General features: G+C 36.9%; 21 protein-coding genes. 16 read left to right on the top strand and 5 right to left on the bottom strand.

Annotated features, from left to right (window positions below; genetic code table 11):
* Positions 1 to 36: 36 nt before the first annotated feature.
* From AC6I0I_RS09620 to AC6I0I_RS09610, 3 genes are all read left to right on the top strand, one after another.
* Positions 37 to 735 carry a response regulator transcription factor gene (locus AC6I0I_RS09620; protein WP_161831834.1) on the top strand — a complete coding sequence of 233 codons (699 nt, stop codon included), beginning with the start codon at positions 37 to 39 and terminating at the stop codon, positions 733 to 735.
* The gene (locus tag AC6I0I_RS09615; protein WP_262953485.1) at positions 710 to 3079 is read left to right on the top strand and encodes a sensor histidine kinase; all 2370 of its coding nucleotides are present in this window, start codon (positions 710 to 712) and stop codon (positions 3077 to 3079) included. The genes AC6I0I_RS09620 and AC6I0I_RS09615 overlap by 26 nt, the downstream gene beginning before the upstream one ends.
* A 335-nt stretch (positions 3080 to 3414) precedes the next feature.
* Complete coding sequence (locus AC6I0I_RS09610) at positions 3415 to 4776, top strand: MATE family efflux transporter (protein WP_262950269.1); 1362 nt, start codon at positions 3415 to 3417, stop codon at positions 4774 to 4776.
* 155 nt (positions 4777 to 4931) lie between these two features.
* On the opposite strand, the gene AC6I0I_RS09605 is transcribed toward AC6I0I_RS09610, so the two are convergent.
* Together AC6I0I_RS09605 and AC6I0I_RS09600 are read right to left on the bottom strand one after the other, a co-directional pair.
* The gene (locus AC6I0I_RS09605; RefSeq protein WP_262953484.1) at positions 4932 to 5366 is read right to left on the bottom strand and encodes a VanZ family protein; all 435 of its coding nucleotides are present in this window, start codon (positions 5364 to 5366) and stop codon (positions 4932 to 4934) included.
* 51 nt (positions 5367 to 5417) lie between these two features.
* Complete coding sequence (locus tag AC6I0I_RS09600; protein ID WP_161831838.1) at positions 5418 to 5825, bottom strand: hypothetical protein; 408 nt, start codon at positions 5823 to 5825, stop codon at positions 5418 to 5420.
* Positions 5826 to 6043: 218 nt separating this feature from the next.
* Between AC6I0I_RS09600 and AC6I0I_RS09595 the strand changes: the two genes are divergently transcribed.
* The 9 genes from AC6I0I_RS09595 (at position 6044) to AC6I0I_RS09555 (ending at position 14956) form a co-directional block, all read left to right on the top strand.
* Positions 6044 to 6244, top strand: coding sequence for a hypothetical protein (locus tag AC6I0I_RS09595; protein ID WP_497993645.1), 201 nt, complete (start codon positions 6044 to 6046; stop codon positions 6242 to 6244).
* Positions 6245 to 6327: 83 nt separating this feature from the next.
* Positions 6328 to 7122, top strand: coding sequence for a hypothetical protein (locus AC6I0I_RS09590; protein WP_161831839.1), 795 nt, complete (start codon positions 6328 to 6330; stop codon positions 7120 to 7122).
* A 77-nt stretch (positions 7123 to 7199) separates the two neighbouring features.
* The gene (locus AC6I0I_RS09585; protein WP_262950266.1) at positions 7200 to 8456 is read left to right on the top strand and encodes an MATE family efflux transporter; all 1257 of its coding nucleotides are present in this window, start codon (positions 7200 to 7202) and stop codon (positions 8454 to 8456) included.
* A complete protein-coding gene (locus AC6I0I_RS09580) occupies positions 8453 to 9241 on the top strand; it encodes a ZIP family metal transporter (RefSeq protein WP_161831841.1) in 789 nt (262 codons plus the stop codon). Before AC6I0I_RS09585 ends, AC6I0I_RS09580 begins: the two co-directional genes overlap by 4 nt.
* A 110-nt stretch (positions 9242 to 9351) precedes the next feature.
* The gene (locus AC6I0I_RS09575; protein WP_161831842.1) at positions 9352 to 9618 is read left to right on the top strand and encodes a metal-sensing transcriptional repressor; all 267 of its coding nucleotides are present in this window, start codon (positions 9352 to 9354) and stop codon (positions 9616 to 9618) included.
* Between the two features lie 48 nt (positions 9619 to 9666).
* Entirely contained in the window at positions 9667 to 12102 is a 2436-nt protein-coding gene (locus tag AC6I0I_RS09570; RefSeq protein ID WP_161831843.1) for a heavy metal translocating P-type ATPase, read from the top strand.
* A gap of 395 nt (positions 12103 to 12497) precedes the next feature.
* On the top strand, positions 12498 to 12698 hold the full coding sequence (locus AC6I0I_RS09565; protein WP_161831844.1) for a heavy-metal-associated domain-containing protein: 201 nt from the start codon (positions 12498 to 12500) through the stop codon (positions 12696 to 12698).
* A gap of 299 nt (positions 12699 to 12997) precedes the next feature.
* The gene (locus tag AC6I0I_RS09560; RefSeq protein WP_300855968.1) at positions 12998 to 13780 is read left to right on the top strand and encodes a YiiX/YebB-like N1pC/P60 family cysteine hydrolase; all 783 of its coding nucleotides are present in this window, start codon (positions 12998 to 13000) and stop codon (positions 13778 to 13780) included.
* 9 nt (positions 13781 to 13789) lie between these two features.
* Positions 13790 to 14956 (top strand): hypothetical protein, encoded by a 1167-nt coding sequence (locus AC6I0I_RS09555; RefSeq protein WP_262953483.1) that lies wholly within the window; start codon positions 13790 to 13792, stop codon positions 14954 to 14956.
* Between the two features lie 67 nt (positions 14957 to 15023).
* On the opposite strand, the gene AC6I0I_RS09550 is transcribed toward AC6I0I_RS09555, so the two are convergent.
* Together AC6I0I_RS09550 and AC6I0I_RS09545 are read right to left on the bottom strand one after the other, a co-directional pair.
* Positions 15024 to 15464 (bottom strand): threonine/serine exporter family protein, encoded by a 441-nt coding sequence (locus tag AC6I0I_RS09550; RefSeq protein WP_262950261.1) that lies wholly within the window; start codon positions 15462 to 15464, stop codon positions 15024 to 15026.
* An 11-nt stretch (positions 15465 to 15475) separates the two neighbouring features.
* Complete coding sequence (locus AC6I0I_RS09545; RefSeq protein WP_262950260.1) at positions 15476 to 16231, bottom strand: threonine/serine exporter family protein; 756 nt, start codon at positions 16229 to 16231, stop codon at positions 15476 to 15478.
* Between the two features lie 391 nt (positions 16232 to 16622).
* Between AC6I0I_RS09545 and AC6I0I_RS09540 the strand changes: the two genes are divergently transcribed.
* The 3 genes from AC6I0I_RS09540 to AC6I0I_RS09530 all read left to right on the top strand — a co-directional run bounded on the left by AC6I0I_RS09540 (position 16623) and on the right by AC6I0I_RS09530 (position 18366).
* Entirely contained in the window at positions 16623 to 16823 is a 201-nt protein-coding gene (locus AC6I0I_RS09540) for a cold-shock protein (protein WP_161831848.1), read from the top strand.
* 252 nt (positions 16824 to 17075) lie between these two features.
* Entirely contained in the window at positions 17076 to 17543 is a 468-nt protein-coding gene (locus tag AC6I0I_RS09535) for a nucleoside deaminase (RefSeq protein ID WP_317452438.1), read from the top strand.
* 22 nt (positions 17544 to 17565) lie between these two features.
* A complete protein-coding gene (locus AC6I0I_RS09530; protein ID WP_262953482.1) occupies positions 17566 to 18366 on the top strand; it encodes a sugar phosphate isomerase/epimerase family protein in 801 nt (266 codons plus the stop codon).
* Between the two features lie 22 nt (positions 18367 to 18388).
* On the opposite strand, the gene AC6I0I_RS09525 is transcribed toward AC6I0I_RS09530, so the two are convergent.
* Positions 18389 to 18649, bottom strand: a complete 261-nt coding sequence (locus AC6I0I_RS09525) for an alpha-helical endospore appendage domain-containing protein (RefSeq protein WP_161831851.1) — start codon at positions 18647 to 18649, stop codon at positions 18389 to 18391.
* Positions 18650 to 18858: 209 nt separating this feature from the next.
* Here AC6I0I_RS09525 and AC6I0I_RS09520 point away from each other — a divergent pair, with 209 nt between their 5' ends.
* The gene (locus AC6I0I_RS09520) at positions 18859 to 19236 is read left to right on the top strand and encodes a VOC family protein (RefSeq protein WP_161831852.1); all 378 of its coding nucleotides are present in this window, start codon (positions 18859 to 18861) and stop codon (positions 19234 to 19236) included.
* Positions 19237 to 19515: the final 279 nt, after the last annotated feature.

Genomic DNA, 19515 nt, shown 5'->3' with positions numbered 1-19515 from the left:
TGAAAGAATCATGTTTGTGTTAGGAAGAGGGATAGGATGAAAAAGTCACATATTTTAATTGTTGAAGATGAGCGCGAGATTGCAGTGGCGATTGAGGCGTATTTATTGAATCAAGGCTATTTGGTGAGCATCGCCGCAAACGGGGTTGAGGCACTTGAAGTGGTTTCCTCACAACCCATTGATTTAGCGATTGTCGATGTCATGATGCCGAAGATGGACGGCATTACTTTTACGATGAAATTAAGAGAAACGCATCATTTTCCAGTGATTATGTTATCGGCTAAATCGGAGGAAGTTGATCAAATTATGGGACTCAATATGGGGGCGGATGACTATGTAACCAAACCGTTTCGTCCGCTTGAATTACTCGCCCGTGTCAATTCACAACTAAGAAGATACCAGCGTTTTTCGGCCATTAATCCCGAAAATCAACAAAATGTGTTAACGATTGGGGGACTTGAGTTAAATATGGAGACGAAAGAGTTCACTGTCGATGGGAGTTTGGTAAAATTAACTCCTATCGAATATAAAATTCTGAATTTGTTAATGAGGCATCCTGGTCGTGTCTTTCCGGCTGAGGAGATTTATGAACGGATTTGGAATGAAACGGCAGTAAGTACGGATACCATTATGGTTCATATCCGTAATATTCGAGAGAAAATTGAGATTAATCCAAAAAAACCAAAATATTTAAAGGTGGTGTGGGGCGTTGGCTACAAAATTGAAAAACAATAAATGGTTTTGTTTAATTGTATCCTTCTTTGTGATCTTAGGACTTTCGTTGGGAATGATGGCAACCTATCCAAAGATTGCAACCTATGTTAAGAAAAATCAAGAAGGATATTACGATCAATATGATATGTATAGTCAAATCACGATAAAAAATTATTTAACTTATATTGAAGCTTTAGATGAAAGACACAATGATTTCATTGGTCTAGCTAAAGATCTCTATGATGATAAGGGAAATTCAAGAAATTTAGGCGCATGGTGTGAAACTCTATTTGAGTATTATACCGAGACAGATGATATTGGGTACGAGGAGTATATCGATGAAGAGTATTCAGAGGGAGGAAATGAATATTCTGTTCCAACAGTTGCCGTAGATTATCGGCGTATCTTAAAAACAATTAATCCCCAGTTAGCGCGGGAGTTGGCAGACGTTCCGTTTGAACAACTCACTGAAGAACAATTAGTACAAGTCATCGAGTGTTTATTATCTGAGATGATTTCAGAAGAAATACGATCTCTTCGGGGGGAATATCATCTATCTGAATTGGATTCAATCGTCCGGGAGACTAAGTCAGAGTCGGAGGCGGATGAGGCCACTGAAAATCCCTCTTTTTCGACTGAGGAGTTGGAAAAAGACAAGAACCTAGCTCTCTTATTAAATGAATTAAGTGAAAATGACTTAAAGGAGCTTCAAAAAGAATATCAATATTTTATTCGTTTAGATTATGATGCGGCTGGGAGATTATCCATTCCTTATTTTTATGGAGAAAGCGGGAAGTCATCGCAACAATTTGCCTACGAGAGTTTAAAGGAAACTTCTAATCCTTATTTTATGTCTTCTGAGCTAGCCCCCATTAAAAATATGACGTTTATTTATGGAATCCCTAAGGGGAGTACAGCCGGGTTTGATTATGGGAGTGGTTATTATGCAACTTCTACGATTAGTATATTTTATGAATCAATAGTTGTCCTTTTGCTTACTGGGGTTACGATACTCATTCCGCTTGCCGGTCTGAATCAATTTAAACTCATAAAGGGATGGTTTAAATGGCCACTTGAGATAGTGAGTATTATTTCTACTGGCTTAATTGGCGTTTATCTATTGATGATTGAGCTGATCCATTCTGTGATTTCTAACCCACCCTTCTTACTTGAGTTATCTGAGAAGTTTTCGGTGAACTTAACATTTATTCAAAATCTAAGCTTATGGTTTATGCTTCTTTTAGTTACATTTATGACTCTCCTGTATTTTAAACAGTTGATTGTTCAAGGAGGGAGACGAACAATGCGTCAAAATTGTTGGTGTTATCGCCTAGGACGATTCATTTATCGTCAAGGGAAACGGTTGACAGAAGTTGATTTAAAAGAAGAAAATACGAAAAAGTTAGCCTTGTTTATTTTTATCCAAGCAATTTTAGTTTCTTTATGTTGTTTCGGTTGGTTTGTCGGGATCATCGGGGTGATTATTTATAGTGTTGGATTGTACATCTTTTTACGTAAACACCTTCTGACTATTCAACAAAACTATGCTACTCTATCTCAGATGACGGAGGCATTAGCAGATGGAAATTTAGATGTTGAAATGAATCAAGATCTTGGCATTTTTAATGCCTTCAAACAAGAAATTGTAGCTATCCAAGGTGGGTTTAAAAAAGCTGTGGATGCAGAGGTTCGAAGTCAAAAGATGAGGAGCGATTTAATTGCGAATGTATCGCATGATTTGAAAACGCCGTTAACGTCGATTATTACGTACACGGATTTATTGAAAGATGAGACGTTATCTAAAGAGAAGCGGGAGCAATACTTACAAACGCTTGAGAAAAAAGCGCAACGATTAAAGGTACTGATTGAAGACTTATTTGAAATGAGTAAGGCAAGTAGCGGAAATATTACAATGAATCTTCAAGAAGTGGAGGTGACGTCGTTAATGAAACAAACGTTACTCGAACTTGAGGATAAAATTCAGGATGCGAATTTAATGATTCGGCGCCAGTTTCCAGCCCATAAAGTGATATTAAAATTAGATAGTGAACGAACATTCCGCGTGTTTGACAATTTAATTTTAAATATGACGAAGTATGCGATGCCAGGAACTCGGGCGTACATTGAGATTTTAGATCAATCAGAAGTCGTTCAAATTGTATTTAAAAATATGTCAGCAGATGAACTTTGTGTAAGTGCACAGGAGTTAACGGAGCGTTTTGTTCGTGGGGATCAATCCCGTCATACGGAAGGTTCAGGATTAGGACTAGCGATTTCAAAAAGTTTTGTGGAGCTTCAAGGCGGAAGTTTAGATATCCAAATCGATGGAGACTTATTTAAAGTTATAATTACTTTTACTAAATAAATCAGAAAAAGGAGTCATGCATGAATAGGCGTGACTCCTTTTCATATAGAGTTAGGAAACCACAGATTAGAAATAGGTAAGAGGGGGGGAAGAATTGTTTTTAATGACAAGAGACTTGTATTATTTTCAAGTTCATTTATCATTCTACTTTTCTCCAAAAAGTTCATCTAAAGTTTCAGAAAGAGTTCATTTACCAAAGGGCTGTTGTCATTTATACTTATATATGAATAAAGTATTTGGCGATTGCTAAATACTTTATTTTATGAAATACTTAACGTGCGATTAAGTGATTTAACAAGATAGAGTGTGAGAGGGTTAAGGAGGAGATAAAATCAATGGTTTTGGAAAATGATTTAGGAAGAGATGATATTAAGAAACTGGTGTTTAGGTTGGCCATTCCATCTATGTTGGCCCAGTTTATTAATGTTTTATACGGCGTAATCGATCGCATTTATGTTGGAAATATTGCCGAGATTGGCGATTTAGCGCTCGCCGGAATTGGAATATGCGCCCCGATTACAGCTCTCGTTTTAGCTTTTGCGTCGTGGATTGGAGTTGGTGGGGCCCCATTATTAAGTATTTATTTGGGAGAGGATAAAAAGGATGAGGCACGCCGTGTATTAGCCAGCTCGTTTATGATGCTTTGTGTGATTTCTTGTGTGTTAACTATTCTTTTATTGCTGTTTAAGAAGCCTTTATTACTCGGGTTTGGAGCAAGTGAGGTGATTTATCCACTAGCAGATGAATATTTTTCGGTCTATATTCTAGGGACCATTTTTGCTCTACTTGCTCTTGGGATGAATCAATTTATTTTAAGTCAGGGATTCGCGAAGGTGGCCATGAAGTCGGTTTTAATTGGAGCTATTTTAAACATTGTTCTGGATCCTATTTTTATTTTTACGCTTGATATGAAAATTCAAGGGGCCGCCCTGGCGACCGTTATTTCCCAAGTTGTTTCATGTGCGTATACGTTGAGGTTTTTATTTGGGAAGCAGACATTAATCCCGATTACCTTTGGTGGCTATTCTTGCTCAATCATGAAAAAGATTTTAAAAATTGGAGTTATTCCATTCATTATTGTTGCTTTGGATAGCGTGATGCTCATTGCCTTAAATATGGTTTTTAAAAGTTATGGTGGAGAAAAGATGGGAGATCTTCTCATTACAGCGACTGCCATTTTACAAAGTTTTATGCTCATGATTACGATGCCTCTTAGTGGGATTACGATGGGAACACAAGCCATTTTAGGTTATAATTATGGAGCTCGAAATTCAAAACGGGTACTGTCAGCTCAAAAGTATATCTTTATTTTAAGTTTAATTTTCATCCTGATTATGTTATTGATTGCTCAAACGATTCCCCATTTATTTGTGAGAATTTTTACTGATAATGTAGAAACGATTCAGTTAACGAGTTGGGCAATTAAGATTTATACGCTCGCCTTAATTGGAGTGGCTATTCAATACGTGGTGGTGGATGGATTTACGGGAATGGGTGTCATTAATGTCGCTATTTTACTATCGATGGGACGAAAATCATTTTTCTTTATTTTCGTCTGCCTCATTCCGCTAGTATCAGATGTGACTCACGTTTATTATGCGGCACCGCTTTCTGATACGATTGGTGCGACGATTACGTCGATTTGTTATTGTTTATTAATTAAGCGTATTTTAAGAAAGCGAGAGCTCGCTGTTTAGTGAAGAGCTATAAATATAAAGAAGCCGGTAGATTTTCATTAGTTAAATGAAAGCCTACCGGCTCTTTTTATAGATTAGTCGAGCTTTTTTTATAGGTTAATATTTCATCAAATGAATGAATCGATGAGGTTTCTTCTTGAAACTTAAAAGTTTGTTTATCGTTTGATGAGTTTATATACAATATAGCCGATTAAGCAACCTAGAAAATTTAACAAAATATCATCGACATCAAAGATTCCTAAGTAAGTGAGGCGTTGGGTTAGTTCAATCCCTAAAATACTAAGCAGGGCGATAACAGTAAAGCTTAAAAATGAAGATCGACTTGGATAAGCTAAAGGGAATAAAATACCAAACGGAATAAAAAGGATGACATTTAATATGAGGTGGGCTTTGGAGTAGTGGATGTCTTGAATGAAGGTTTTAAATGGGATGAGATTTACTAAGGAGGAAGAGCCCATTTCAACTGAATTTTTATTAATCATCATGCGATTCAATACTTCATTCACGTCGCCAAAAAATTTAAAAACGATGAAGTTCATTAACATTAAGAAATATATCCAAAATAAGAGTTGAATCCATTTTTTAGTCATGGTTCTATACCTCCTTTAAGTGGGATTACTACTTTTATTTTACCTAGAAATTTACTTTATATCACCTTTTATTGAGTAGACGTTTCCATTTGTAGGAACTGTAAATAAAACGTAATATTTTTCATTTGCACTTAAACCATAAAATGTTGTACTTCCTTTTCCCCCAGAAACTGTAATAGTTTTATTACCAACACTCTTGTTGTTTTTATTATAAAGATATATAGTTGTTTGATTTTGTGTTCCTGATGGTTGAGGAGAGATGACAGAGAAACTAGTGATGGAAACTGTAATAGATGACTTTCCAGTAAACCAACTATCAGTGTATACCTTTGCTCCAATTCTGTCAATTTTAAAGGCATAGGCTCCCTTTGATAGATTATGTACTGGGGCGTTAGTCCCTGGTCTAGTGCTTCCCTTTGTTGAATTTTCATTTAAATTATGTGTTATTTCAGTATTCATTATACGTAATCTCCTTTTGTTTATTTTTAGGTAGATTTTCTCATAAGATTAATAATAAATTGAATTATGAGAAGCTCCGATAGTCATTATATGTATGAGTGTTTGGAGTGTGCTAGCTGTTTTTTGAAAATTGTTTTTTAATTTTATAATCGTTGATTTATACGCTAGGTTTAAGAGAGGTCGTCTTTTAATATATGTTTTGGGGTGGATGCAAAGGAATGAATATGATTAATGGAGCCATCTTAATGTCGCTGGAACGATGTTTATTTTTTATTATTCCCTTCCTAATCCCCATGTTATCTAATGAAATCAATATTTATTATGTAACACTAATGTCGGATATCATTGGTGGAAAGATTGGTGGAAAGACTATATCTATTTGTGAAGTGCCTTTTAAGAAAGTGGGAAATAGCCATTAATGAATGGAGAGACTTTTGAAAGGTAGGAGGTTAATAATCTCTGACCTTTTGTCATATATTGATTAAGAAAGGGGGGGGATTTGATGAGGAAGTTTTTAGGTGAGGAGTTTTATACCCTATATCGTGCAAGTTTAGAGATGTTGTTAAAAATTATTCCTGTTATTTGGGGAGCGCTCGCTTTTTTGAGTGGGATGATTCAAATGGAATGGGCTGAAGAAATAATTATTTTTCAGGTCGTTGGTTTAATGATGAGGTCATTAATCATTGGAGCGATTCAAGGATGGTTGGGGACCTTTATTTTTGTGACGCTTGTGTTTGTGTTGATGAAAGTCCTTAATGTACCAACCGATATCATTAATGGACAGATTATTAAAAATCTGACAGCACCTCGTCCACGGGGAAAGGGGCATTTTTCTCGCACGGATTGTTTGTTTAATATGATTGGGACGTGTGTTTTAATTTTCGTTTTTTGTTTTTTCCCACAGATTATCGCTAGTTATCATGTCGTGGATGGGGAATTAAAGATTTTAGAGCCACTTTTAAATTTAACGGTCTTTGAAAAGTATCAACCGTTCTTTTTGATGGTTTATGTCTTAGGATTTATTTACTATGGGTGCCGTTTTATAGTTGGACGGATGACGGGAAAACTTTTTCTTTTTTGTGTGATTTATAAAGGATTATCGTGCCTCCTTTTTTGTACGATGATTTTAAGTCCTTCCATCTTTAATGAGTCTTTTTTTACAACCCTTTTTTCATTTCAATCGGTGAATTGGCTAGTGGAGGATCATGTCGTGAGCCAGATATTGGTTGGAATTTCAGTCATTGGTTTTGGGATTGATATATTTGAAGGAATAATGGAGTTTTATCGACAACGCTAACGGTTAGGGGGAATGGAGATGAAGATGCTGTCTGAATTAACCCTTCTTTTCTAAGAGTTTGAAAAGAAGGGGATAATATGTTTAAGAAAAATGAGTTAGATCAATTAGCACTTCCGCTAATGTTGAGTAATGTTTTAGGATTAGTCATCGGTTTGTGTGATCAGGCGATTATGGGGCATTTGTCGATGGAGTGTTTTGCGGTAGTCGCTATTGTTTCAGGGTTTATCAATAGTGTAACGGGGATTTTAGGGATGACGGCCACTCGATTTAATATTTTAGGTTCAAAAGAGACGACATCGGTTAGGGTAATGGATGATATGTGGGCACAAGTTGTTCTAAGTATTGGCATCGGTCTTTTGTCAATACTAGGGATGGTAGGATGTGGGCCATTTATTTTTCAATACATTTACCAATTGAAGGGTGCCGTTCTGTCTGAATCATTAAATTATGCGATGATTTTTAGTTGCTCCATCGGATTAAACTTATTACTTTTTACGTGTTCAAGTTATTTGAAAATTGTGAATCAAACAACGTACATTTTAATAGGAAATACGATAGCGGCCATAACAAACGTTTTATTGGACCTCGTGTTTGTTTACGGGTGTTCACTTGGAATGATTGGAAATGCTATCGGGTCGATTTTAGCACTTATCCTCAATTTAATTATTTATGGGTGTCTTTTTCAAAGAAAAGGTCTATTGACATTTAGGAAAGTGAAATGGGAGAGGATAGGCGTCATTTTATGGGGTTCGATTCCGATGATGATTCAAGAATTTTTGGAAAGTACGGTGTTTGTTCTCGTAATCGGCGCACTTATTTCACGGATTGGTTTGCAGGAAATGGCGGTCTATCAAGTAATTAATCAGTTACAAACGATTGCCTGGATGCCGATGTATGCTTATGCCCAGGCGTCGTTAACGTTGGTTCATAAAAGTCCATCGTGCTATCGTTTAGCAACAATTCGTTCGGTGGGAATGTATTTGATTATTTCAGTTATGATGGTAGTAGGTTGGAATCCTGTCATTCATTTTCTAACGAATCAGGAGGAATTAATCTTAGCAACAGAAACCTACTTTATAGGCGCTTTAAGTCTTGGTGTTTTTTATAATGGTGTCACGGTATACCAGCAGACGTTACAGTCTTTAGGAAAACAAAGATGGGTTTTGTGTATCAGTTTTCTCTTTTATGCCATCGGAGGAGGTTTGATTAGCCTAGGATTACAAGGATGGGACTCGCTATGGGTGGTTTATTTAGGCTTAGCGGGAATTTACGCATTATTAGCAGTGATGATGAGCGTTAAATTGAAAGTTTTGATGAGGGGGGGACTAGAATGAGTCCAGTTTTATTAGCTTTTTTAGGAACGATGATGACGTTTTTAGCGACCACAATCGGTGCTGCTTTTGTTTTTTTCTTTAAGAATGGAATTAATGCGTTTTATCAGCGCATTTGTCTTGGTTTTGCGGCGGGAGTGATGATTGCGGCTTCGGTTTGGTCACTTTTAATTCCGGCGATTGAAATGGCGGCTGAGCAAGGAGGGATTGGATGGATTCCTGCGGCTGGAGGTTTTGTCTTAGGGGGCGCATTCTTATATTTATTGGATCAGGTACTTCCCCATTTGCATATGATGAGTGGGTTAGAGGAAGGACCGAAGACAAATTTTAAAAAATCTACTCTTTTGTTTTTAGCGATTACTTTACATAATATTCCCGAGGGACTTGCAGTGGGTCTTTCCTTTGCGTTAGCTGCAAGGGAGGGAAGTTCACTTAGTTTAAGTGCCGCGTTAATTTTAGCGATAGGGATCGGTCTTCAAAACTTACCGGAGGGAGCAGCAGTGTCACTTCCGTTAAGGGAGCAAGGGGTTAGTACGAAAAAGGCATTTGCATTTGGTTCATTATCGGGGATTGTTGAACCGATAGCGGGTGTACTTGGGGCTGCGCTTGTCGGTTCGATTATTGGGATTATGCCCTGGTTTTTAGCATTTGCTGCGGGGGCAATGATTTATGTCGTTGTCGAAGAGTTGATTCCAGAGGCCCAATTAGGGGATCATTCCCATTCCGGTACCGCCGGTGTGATGATTGGATTTTTGGTTATGATGATTTTAGATGTTGCACTCGGTTAGTCTCGTACAAAGAAGAGGTGTGAGTTATAAATGAATCGGTGATTGACAAAACTAAATAGGGTGATATAATAAGTTTACCCCCCACCCAGGGGGGGAGGAGGTAGTAAGAGATGAATGAAGAAAAAAAGAAAGCAATCCAGGTGTTAAAAACAGCACGTGGTCAAATAGATGGGATTATTAAAATGATTGAAGAGGATCGTTATTGTATGGATGTGACAAATCAGATATTCGCTTCTCAGGCGCTCTTAAAACGAGCAAATATTTTAATATTGAAACAACATTTAGATTACTGTGTGACTCAGGCCTGTCTTAACGGAGGCAGTGAGGAAAAAATTAATGAAATTATCTCTGTGTTGGAGCGTGCTATCAGTAAATAAACGGGTAGAAATCCATTAAAGGAAGAGAATGAAAGAGGAGGCTACTAGATGACGAAGAAAATATCGATGAAAATTGAAGGGATGAGTTGTTCATCGTGTGCGAATCGATTAGAGAAGGCCATTAATAAGCTAGAGGGGATTGAGCAAGGAAATGTTAATTTTGCGACGGAGATGTTAACAGTGGTTTATGATGAGGCGAAAACATCACCCATGGCAGTAGAGTTAGCGGTTGAAAAAGCGGGATTCAAAGTGAGAAAAGATATAAAAGATTATTCCTTTAAGGTTAAAGGAATGAGCTGCTCATCATGTGCGAACCGCCTTGAACGTCTTGTTCAAAAGTTAGAGGGGGTCGAGGCGGCAAGCGTGAATTTTGCAACTGAAAAGTTGACGGTAAAGCTAAATGCCGATGTGATTGGATATAATCAGCTTAAGGAGGCGACCCAGTCGGCCGGATTTGAGTTATTAACGGATGAGGAGATCAAGCAGCAGCCAACGAAGGAAGTGAGCGAGGCCCACCGATTGTTTAAGCGATTTATGATTTCTCTCATTTTTTCGGTGCCTCTTTTAATTATTTCAATGGGCCATATGGTGGGATTACCCCTTCCGCACATGATTGATCCAATGAGGAACCCTCTAAATTTTGGATTGATTCAACTTGTGTTGACGTTACCTGTTGTCTTCACAGGGTATAAGTTTTATCAGGTCGGCATTAAAAATTTAGTTCAATTAAGTCCCAATATGGATTCGTTAGTCGCGATTGGGACATTGACCGCCTTTTTATATAGTTTATTTGGTATTTATCAAATTTCGCAGGGGGATGCACATTATGCGATGCATCTTTACTTTGAATCGGCAGCCGTTATTTTAACTTTAATTACGCTCGGAAAATATTTAGAGGCAGTCTCGAAAGGAAAAACATCTCAGGCAATTAAAGCGTTAATGGGGCTCGCTCCAAAAACGGCTACTGTTGAAAGAAAGGGTGTGGAGTTAGAAGTTCCGATTGAGGAGGTCATGGTCGGAGATCTTGTCCTTGTGAAACCTGGTGAAAAGTTGCCTGTTGATGGAGAGGTCGTAGAAGGAATGACGGCCATTGATGAGTCGATGTTAACGGGTGAAAGTATTCCGGTGGAAAAAACCGTAGGAAGTCAAGTCATTGGGGCCAGTTTAAATAAAACAGGCTTTATTAAATATAAAGCGACACGAGTGGGGCGCGACACGGCATTATCTCAAATTGTGAAGTTAGTCGAGGATGCCCAAGGATCTAAAGCTCCGATTGCTAAAATGGCGGATATTATTTCTGCTTATTTTGTTCCTATCGTCATGGGATTGGCTGTGATTTCCTCACTTTTATGGAAAGTGTCAGGCGAAAGTGATGTATTTGCCTTGTCTATTTTTATTTCCGTTTTAGTGATTGCCTGTCCGTGTGCGCTTGGATTGGCAACACCGACGGCTATTATGGTCGGAACAGGAAAAGGTGCGGAGTATGGGGTCCTCATTAAAGGGGGAGAAGCCCTAGAAATGACGCACCGTTTACAGACGATCGTTTTTGATAAAACAGGAACGATTACAGAAGGGAAGCCGAAGGTGACCGACGTTTTAGCGTTGTCCCTATCCGAAGAGCAATTATTAAGTTATGCAGCGAGTGCCGAGAAGGCGTCCGAACATCCGTTAGGAGAAGCGATTGTTCGCGAGGCACAGGATCGGGGCTATGCTTTATGCGAGTTAGAGTCATTTCACGCGATGATTGGTCGTGGAATCGAAGGTGTGATTTTAGGTCAGAAGTTGCTTATTGGTAATCTAAAGCTTATGGTTGAACATCAGATCGATGTCTCTTCTTTACAAGAAAAAACGGATGAATTAGCCTATGAAGGAAAGACTCCGATGTATATGGCGATCGATGGAGAGTTAGCTGGTGTGATTGCCGTAGCGGATACCGTAAAAGAGAGCAGTAAAAAAGCAATCGAGACGTTACATCAGATGGGAATCCAGGTGGCAATGATTACTGGGGATAATCAAAAAACGGCGGATGCGATTGCGCGTCAGGTTGGAATTGATCTCGTGTTGGCGGAAGTGTTGCCAGCTGATAAGGCGAATGAGGTTAAAAAGTTACAACAATCGGGACGTAAGGTCGGAATGGTTGGAGATGGGATTAATGATGCGCCCGCTCTTGCTCAGGCCGATATTGGGATTGCGATTGGAAGCGGGACCGATGTTGCAATTGAGTCGGCTGATATTGTCTTAATGAAGAGTGATTTAATGGATGTTTCAACCGCTATTCGACTAAGCAAGGCAACGATTTTGAATATTAAGGAAAACTTATTTTGGGCTTTCGCCTATAATGTGCTAGGTATTCCTGTAGCAATGGGAGTTTTACATTTATTTGGCGGACCGTTATTAAATCCAATGATTGCGGCAGCAGCGATGAGTTTAAGTTCAGTTTCTGTTTTACTTAACGCGCTCCGTTTACGTAAATTTAAGGCTTAGGGAATGAAAAAGGTGAGCAGATAGTTGCTCACCTTTTTTGTTTGGGAAAAGGCTTGATCAACAAAAGGATGGACGTGTCCATGTTTGAAAGAGTTTAACTTTTATTTCGGTTAAGCACACAGATGCAACGGGCTTATGGGATGCCACCTTTTTTATCTATAGAAAAACAAGGTGTGATCACCGGTTAGTCACAAAAAGAACACAATTTTGTAGGTAAATATTGGTAATCTTTTGTGTGCGATGACGTATAATGTACTAGATGAGATAAAAAAGAAAGTAAAAAATGAAGCTATTTGCCGTATCAATTTATGAAGTAGTTATCGTAGTAAAAAGGTCAAGGACCTCATAAATCTTACACTTGAGCGTGTAAAGAAATAGAATGGAGGAATGGTAACGTGAGAAGAAAACTTCGATTACATGGAATGAACTGTAAAAATTGTGTGACACATGTGAATAAAACATTACAATCCCTCGAGACAACAAATTTACAAGTTTGTGTGGGGGCTCAGTCAATGTTAGTGAATACTGGAGGAACAAGTGCGTTAATCCAGCAAGCCATTGATGGAGCGGGTCATACTATCCTTGGAATTGATTAGTAGCAGTTTCTCACATCAAAATAATAGAGTAAATGAAAGACTGTCTAAACATTAAAGGGAATGTTAACCGTATTCCATGACAGAATGATGACATTTATTTATACAGAAGATGAAAAGGTAGTTTCTATGTTTCATAGAAACTACTTTTTTAATGAGAAAAGAGTTAAATGGATAATTTCAATATAATAGTCCATATTTTAATTAAAAATACTAATTAAGGAATTTAATTAAATATTTACTTTTTTTGTTTTTTTTTGTATAATCGGTATGTAATAAATATAGGAAAAGGAGAGATTAAGGTGAAAAAATGTATTTTAATGTTGTTAACTGTAGTATCTATGTATTCTACAGGAACAGTAAAGGCAGAAACAAATTCAGATTACGAGGTGAAAATGCCAGAGCAGTCTATATTAAGAACAGAGGGATTAGAGTCTTATTCACAACGTATCCGAGAATTAAACCAAAAGGAAATTGATAAACTACCTAGGGATGAGCAACAAGATGCAATTAGTTCAGTTTTACAAGTAATATCTGAATTAAATCAATCTAAAGTAGATGAAATTACACAGATGAAGGAACAAAGCGTAGGTGATTTAATTGAATCTAATACTCGTGGGAGAACTACGACAATTGAATGGCAGAATTATGGGGATATTTTAGTAACTTTAGATTCTAAGACTTTAGGATGGAATCATGGTCACGCGGGAATTGTAGATTTTAATAAAAATCGAGTAATTGAAGCGAATCCTGGGGAGGGAGTTCAGAGCAAGTTGAGTTATAATAAGTATTGGAAGAGTGTTAATACTGATGAACTTTATGTGGGTGGAGCTTCCCAATCAAATTATAAAACTGCGGTAAATTATGCAGCTAAACAAATTGGTAAGCCATATACGATTATGACCACGTTAAGTAATACAGATAAGTGGTATTGTTCTAAATTGGTGTATAAGGCTTGGTTAAGTGCAGGTTATAATGTAGGGGATCACTATAAAGACAGTGCATGGAAATATGATTTTATAGGTGTTACGCCAAAACAAATTTTATGGGATGATAATGTATTCTTTTACCAAAAGGTAAAATAGGAGAAAAAAATGAAACGAAATATTTTACGTCTTAGTTTATTGGTTGGCACTGTTTTAATCGGTTGCTATTTACTAAAACTGACAATAGGAGGAAGACCTAAAGAGTTTTCTAGTTTACAAATTATACCTAATGATTATTACACACGTTCTTATCTTGTTTATGGGAATTCGTCGGGTGAAATAATAGACAATCAAAAGCTACCGAAAGGAAAAGGAGTTGGCTACTCCTCCCTTCGACAAGTAGGAAATAGGGTTTATTTTGACGCCTACCCGGAGATTTCAACGATTTTAACTTATAATACTCAAACACATACGTTAGATGAAATGGCAACACTAGATCGGAAATATGAAAGTATTAATCCTTATTCTGAACAATTAGCCGTGATGATTAATGGTGGTTTTTTGGGTGATGGGGAGTCTTACCGTTCGGGGATTTGCTATTTAGATGAATCGTGGGAATGTCTAGATTTAGAAAGTAATCTTCATATTTGGACGGGAACTGTATTTAAGGATAAGATATATGTTTATGCAGATGCTGCCTATCCCCAGTTTGATGAAAATGACAATATCATAAGGGAAGAAAAAATATTGATTTATGATAAAGGATTCAATCAAATAGCTTCAATTGATGTGAATGAGGAATTAAATTTAGGACGAGACGTGATTTATTTTTATCCTTATCAAGATTCATTATTTTTGTTAGGAGAAGGACTAGAGACTGGACAGTTTACGATCCTAGAGGTAGATGAACAGGTACAGGTAAAGTCACGACTTAGTTTTGCAGAAACGAATAATGAGGCGAGAAATCTTTGTACGCCGTTATCCTTTTTCGAAGAAGATAAGGGAAACCTTATATTAGAATTGGCGTGTGATAAGGCTAAAGGATCGGTTGGTTATGATCCTGCAAGGGTACAAGAAGATAACTTATTATTGAAACTGGATTTTAATCATTTGGATTCAACTTCCCCCGCTATCAAAGAAATCGGAGAACACCGAACGGTTGGTGTGAACTTTGAAACCAATACGCTCCTAACCATTAATCGATTAGACAGCTCGACGATTAATTCAGTTCATGTTTATAATTTAGATTTTGATTTTCAAGAGATAAGAGAGCTTGAAAAATTTGATCATCGGCTACCAATGCTTATCGATTTTGTTGAAAGAAAAGATAACTGAATGATATAGTCATTTGTAAAATTTTTTGAAACAAAAAAGGGTCCATTTTATAGTAAAGTGGACCCTTTTATTGATTTCGGTCGATATTGATATGATGGGTGAGTCGGAAAAGAGAGGAAACAAGTAAAATTCCGAAAGCTAGGGAACCGGCAATCGCAATTGTATGAATAAATGTTTCTAAAAAGGCAACAATATCCCCTGTTAATGCGTGTTCCATGGTGTAGTAAATTCCGCTACCCGGAACAAGTGGGATTAAGGCAGCGATTAAGTAAACGGTAATAGGGACTTTGTGGATACGAGCCATAATCTCTGAGTAAAGGGCGATAATAACGGTTGCGATAAAGTATTGAATGAGATCCGTTCCTAAAAATGAGGACCCAATGAAGGCAAGCCAACCAATTGTTCCACCGAGCGCGGCATAAAAAACCATTTTCCCACGAATATTAAAAATAATGCAAAATCCGGCGGTGGCAATAAAGGTATAAAGACAAGGTAGTAAAACGTCCAAGATAATCCCTCCTAAAAATATGTTGAAATGGAAAGGGCGATCCCTGTTCCCACTGCGATTGAAGTCGCGGTTAATAAGGCTTCTGTCATTTTAGTTTGACCGGCAATAAAGTCACCGGCGATAATATCACGAACAGAGTTTGTAATGGCAACCCCAGGGACAAGATTCATCACTAATCCGATGATCATCTTATCGACATGTGAAGCCAATTGAAAATGACAGACGAGCGTTGAAAGAAGACCGCAGAAAAAGCTACATAAAATAGTCGTAAAAAAAGGATTCGTTCTCAACTTTGTTAGATGATGAGCGGTGATTTTTAAGAGAGGACCAATCCAAAAGGACCAAAATGCATCAACAAATGCCCCTCCAAAAAAGAGGGTGAACATTGAAGAAGTAATGGCATAGGCCATTAATTGAGCGTAAAAACCGTAGATAGGCCGTTTAGAAATCTCATCTAATTGGGCGTCCACAATATTTAAATCAGGGGTATTTTGACAAATTTGTCGACATAAATGATTTAATCGCTCGACCTTATCTAAATTCGTTGTTCGGTCGTGAATCCGCTTAGTTTTAGTTAAATTAATATGTTGGGTGGTCATTAAGGTGACGATGATAGTATTTGGAATTGCGTAAACATCGACCTCGCGTGCACCATAAGCTAACACCATTCGACGAATGGACTCTTCAACGCGATAAATCTCTGCTCCATTTTCAAGAAGCATAGTTCCGAGTCGCACACTGACATTTAATAATTGATCAAAATTCATGAGGAATACCACCGTCTTTCATAAATAATATGTTTGCAGATAGGAGAACATTTTGTTGATCACCAGTCACCTTTGGAATCGAAATAAGGGGAATGATCGTTCTGAATCTATAAGAATTTGTCTTTATTATATAAGAAAGAAAGGGGCCTGTTAACCCTAATTTTTTATTTTGATAGAATGCACAAAAACAAAGAAAAAAAATAAAAATTTTTTCTTAAAGGAATGTATATTTTAGTTTACATATTTTTGGTATGTATGTTATAATAAATATAACTTAATAGTCTTTTCTAATTTAAATTTGAACCACTGGGGTAGTATTTAACTCGAACATTGATTGAAATTATTTGAAATACGGCATTAAGAAATAAAAAATCTTAGGAGGTACTTGATTATGACAACAGGTACAGTAAAATGGTTTAACTCAGAAAAAGGTTTCGGATTCATCACTGTTGAAGGTGGAAACGATGTATTCGCTCACTTCTCAGCAATCCAAGGAGAAGGATTCAAAACTTTAGAAGAAGGTCAACAAGTTTCTTTCGAAATCGTTGAAGGAGATCGTGGACCTCAAGCAGCTAACATCGTTAAATTATAATTTTTAACTTCATTAGCTTAAAAGCTATAGATAGATATTCTATCTATAGCTTTTTTTAATTTTATAGTCTAAAAAAGAAATAGGTGTATATATTTAATAGTAGGAGTTAAACAAAGTTAGTTTAGGTAAAAAAATAAATTGTTACTGGCAGGACTGCTCGTTTAATAGGCCACTTTTTATTTAAATAGGTGGGGAAATGAAAGGTTTGTTATCGTTTGATGGGGCATAATTACTGAAAGCGAGGGATTAACCATGGATGAAGCCATGAGATTATGTATTAAAGAAGCAATAGAGGGAGTAAATAATGGGGATGGTGGACCTTTTGGGGCGGCTATTTTACAGGATGGAAAAATAATTGCATTAGAACATAATCAAGTGATTAAAACAAATGATCCAACGGCTCATGCTGAAATCAATGCGATACGTCGTGCTTCGCAAATCCTAAATCGCTTTGATTTAAGTGATTGCATATTAGTGACGTCATCGGAACCTTGTCCCATGTGCCTAGCCGCGATTTTATGGGCAGGTATAAAAAAGGTGTATTACGGATGTAACGTGCGTGACGCCAAGGAAATTGGATTTGCCGATGAATTTATTTATGACTTCTTAAAGGATAAATCTAAAAACTCCCCCACTATTGCTCTAGAAGAGATGCTTCGTGAAGAGGCGTTAGAGGCTTTTAAAATTTGGTATCAGAAAAAGGATAAGATCCCTTATTAAGAGGATAAGGAGGAATTATTAGATGATAAATTTAAGTTACGGAATGCCCCAGTTAATGGATGTGGATGGAATGGAAGAGAATTTTCAACTCTGCAAGGAACTAGGGCTTGATTTTGTTGAATTAAATTGTAATTTACCGATGTGCCAACCTGAAACAATGAATGTTCAGTATCTTAATCGCCTAAAGCAACAGTATGGTGTTTCTTGTACGATTCATTTACCTGAGGATTTAGATTTAGGTCATTTTAATCGTCATGTTCGTGAGGCTCATTTAAAAGTGTTAGAGGAGGCGATTGGGGTAGCTGATCGGCTTGGATGTAAAATTTTAAACATTCATATGAATTCGGGAATGGAGTTTAAAACGCCGGAAGGTGAGATAGCTCTTTATGAAAAATACGAGTCAAAATATTTAGATAATATTAGAGCGAGTTTAGAACTGGTTGATATTTGGTTAGGTGGAACGGGTGTACAGATTGCGATTGAGAATACGGGGGTATTAGACCGGCGATATATTCAAAAGGCAGTAAATGAGCTACTTAAGAGCGGAAGGTTTTGTTTGACCTTCGATGTAGGACATGATTATATTGCTTCTCATAAAGATCAAACGTTTATCTTAAACCATCGCGCTCTGATTAAACATCTTCATCTTCATGATGCAACGTTAGAGCGCGACCATCAACCATTGTACACTGGGGATGTAAAGATTGATGAGGGGTTAAAGTTGGCCTTGGAAAATAAGACGGGTGTTTTAATTGAAGTTAAAACAAAGTCAGCTCTTGAAACCTCAGTGGCAAAGTTAAAGGAAAAAGGGTATATTCGTTAAAAAACCTCCACGATGGAGGTTTTTATTTTGAAAATTCGGATTCAAAAAACTCAATTTTGGCTTGTAATATTCTTTCAAGTCCTGTGATAGCATGGGTAAGTTCAGATAAACAATTTTTAGACGTATAAAGTTCAGCGGGGGTTATCCCTTGTGAGTTAACGATATCAGTTAATCGCTTTGCTTCTGTATAAATCGTATCTACGAAAAAAGATTCCTGTAAAGCAATAGACGCAATTAAATTATTAATAGCTTGATTATGATTCGGTTGTTCGGGTGATAACATATTAAAATTCCTCCTTAGTCATCCTAAAAAATCAACGACACCTATACTTTATTTTATGCATCATCGGTTAAGATGTTATTAAAAGCTCATGTTATTTGTCTAAATAAGATAAAATTTTTTCCAGGTTAAATGTGATGTGTTTTATTGTTTAATTATTAGAAAATACGTTACAATAATAAGGATTATAAATGAGTTGGAGGAATGAATCTGTGGTTAATTATATTGCAAAGGTAACAATTTATGTAAATAACCAAGAAGAGGCGAAACAATTTTGGACAGAAAAAATGGGATTCATTTGTCATGAACAACCGATGGGACCTCACTTTAAATGGATGGAAGTTCGCCCAAAAGAAGCAGAAAAAACTTCTTTTGTTATTTATGAAAAGGAACTCATGCTAAAACAGAATCCAAAGGCAAATGTGTTACACCCTAATGTGATTTTAAGCACAACAGATATTGAGGGTGCTTATCAACAATTGCAAGCAAATGGGGTAAAGGTTGGCGAGTTACAAATCATGCCTTACGGAAAAATGTTTACATTCGAAGATCAAGATCACAATATCTATCTTCTTCGTGAAGATCAATAAAAGGGGTGATGGAGCGTTCCATTCCCCCTTTTTTAATTTTGTATAATTTGGAATGACTTGACTTATAATAACTATAGGTCAGAGTGAGCTTTTACGACTTCAATATGTTTAGATAGATGTACGCTTACTTTGTAGCGCACCATTGTTTAATTATTTAGTGACGCTCATAAATTTAGAAATCTCTTTTTATCTATCGTATAAAAAATGAAAACAGAGATAGATGATTAGTCGATGGTGGAATTTTTAAACGGATGTTTAGGAATTATTTTAAAGGAAGGG

This window comes from Turicibacter sp. St.80E1 (assembly GCF_059728495.1).
Note: the sequence above shows the minus strand (reverse complement) of the source record. Positions and strands in the feature narration are given on the sequence as shown.

Coding starts and splice junctions, on each gene's coding strand:
- AC6I0I_RS09605 (WP_262953484.1), bottom strand. CDS start 5,366: ATGACTAAAAAATGGATTCAACTCTTATTTTGGATATATTTCTTAATG.
- AC6I0I_RS09540 (WP_161831848.1), top strand. CDS start 16,623: ATGACAACAGGTACAGTAAAATGGTTTAACTCAGAAAAAGGTTTCGGA.
- AC6I0I_RS09585 (WP_262950266.1), top strand. CDS start 7,200: ATGTTTAAGAAAAATGAGTTAGATCAATTAGCACTTCCGCTAATGTTG.
- AC6I0I_RS09590 (WP_161831839.1), top strand. CDS start 6,328: ATGAGGAAGTTTTTAGGTGAGGAGTTTTATACCCTATATCGTGCAAGT.
- AC6I0I_RS09620 (WP_161831834.1), top strand. CDS start 37: ATGAAAAAGTCACATATTTTAATTGTTGAAGATGAGCGCGAGATTGCA.
- AC6I0I_RS09580 (WP_161831841.1), top strand. CDS start 8,453: ATGAGTCCAGTTTTATTAGCTTTTTTAGGAACGATGATGACGTTTTTA.
- AC6I0I_RS09535 (WP_317452438.1), top strand. CDS start 17,076: ATGGATGAAGCCATGAGATTATGTATTAAAGAAGCAATAGAGGGAGTA.
- AC6I0I_RS09525 (WP_161831851.1), bottom strand. CDS start 18,649: ATGTTATCACCCGAACAACCGAATCATAATCAAGCTATTAATAATTTA.
- AC6I0I_RS09575 (WP_161831842.1), top strand. CDS start 9,352: ATGAATGAAGAAAAAAAGAAAGCAATCCAGGTGTTAAAAACAGCACGT.
- AC6I0I_RS09570 (WP_161831843.1), top strand. CDS start 9,667: ATGACGAAGAAAATATCGATGAAAATTGAAGGGATGAGTTGTTCATCG.
- AC6I0I_RS09600 (WP_161831838.1), bottom strand. CDS start 5,825: ATGAATACTGAAATAACACATAATTTAAATGAAAATTCAACAAAGGGA.
- AC6I0I_RS09545 (WP_262950260.1), bottom strand. CDS start 16,231: ATGAATTTTGATCAATTATTAAATGTCAGTGTGCGACTCGGAACTATG.
- AC6I0I_RS09530 (WP_262953482.1), top strand. CDS start 17,566: ATGATAAATTTAAGTTACGGAATGCCCCAGTTAATGGATGTGGATGGA.
- AC6I0I_RS09555 (WP_262953483.1), top strand. CDS start 13,790: ATGAAACGAAATATTTTACGTCTTAGTTTATTGGTTGGCACTGTTTTA.
- AC6I0I_RS09610 (WP_262950269.1), top strand. CDS start 3,415: ATGGTTTTGGAAAATGATTTAGGAAGAGATGATATTAAGAAACTGGTG.
- AC6I0I_RS09595 (WP_497993645.1), top strand. CDS start 6,044: ATGAATATGATTAATGGAGCCATCTTAATGTCGCTGGAACGATGTTTA.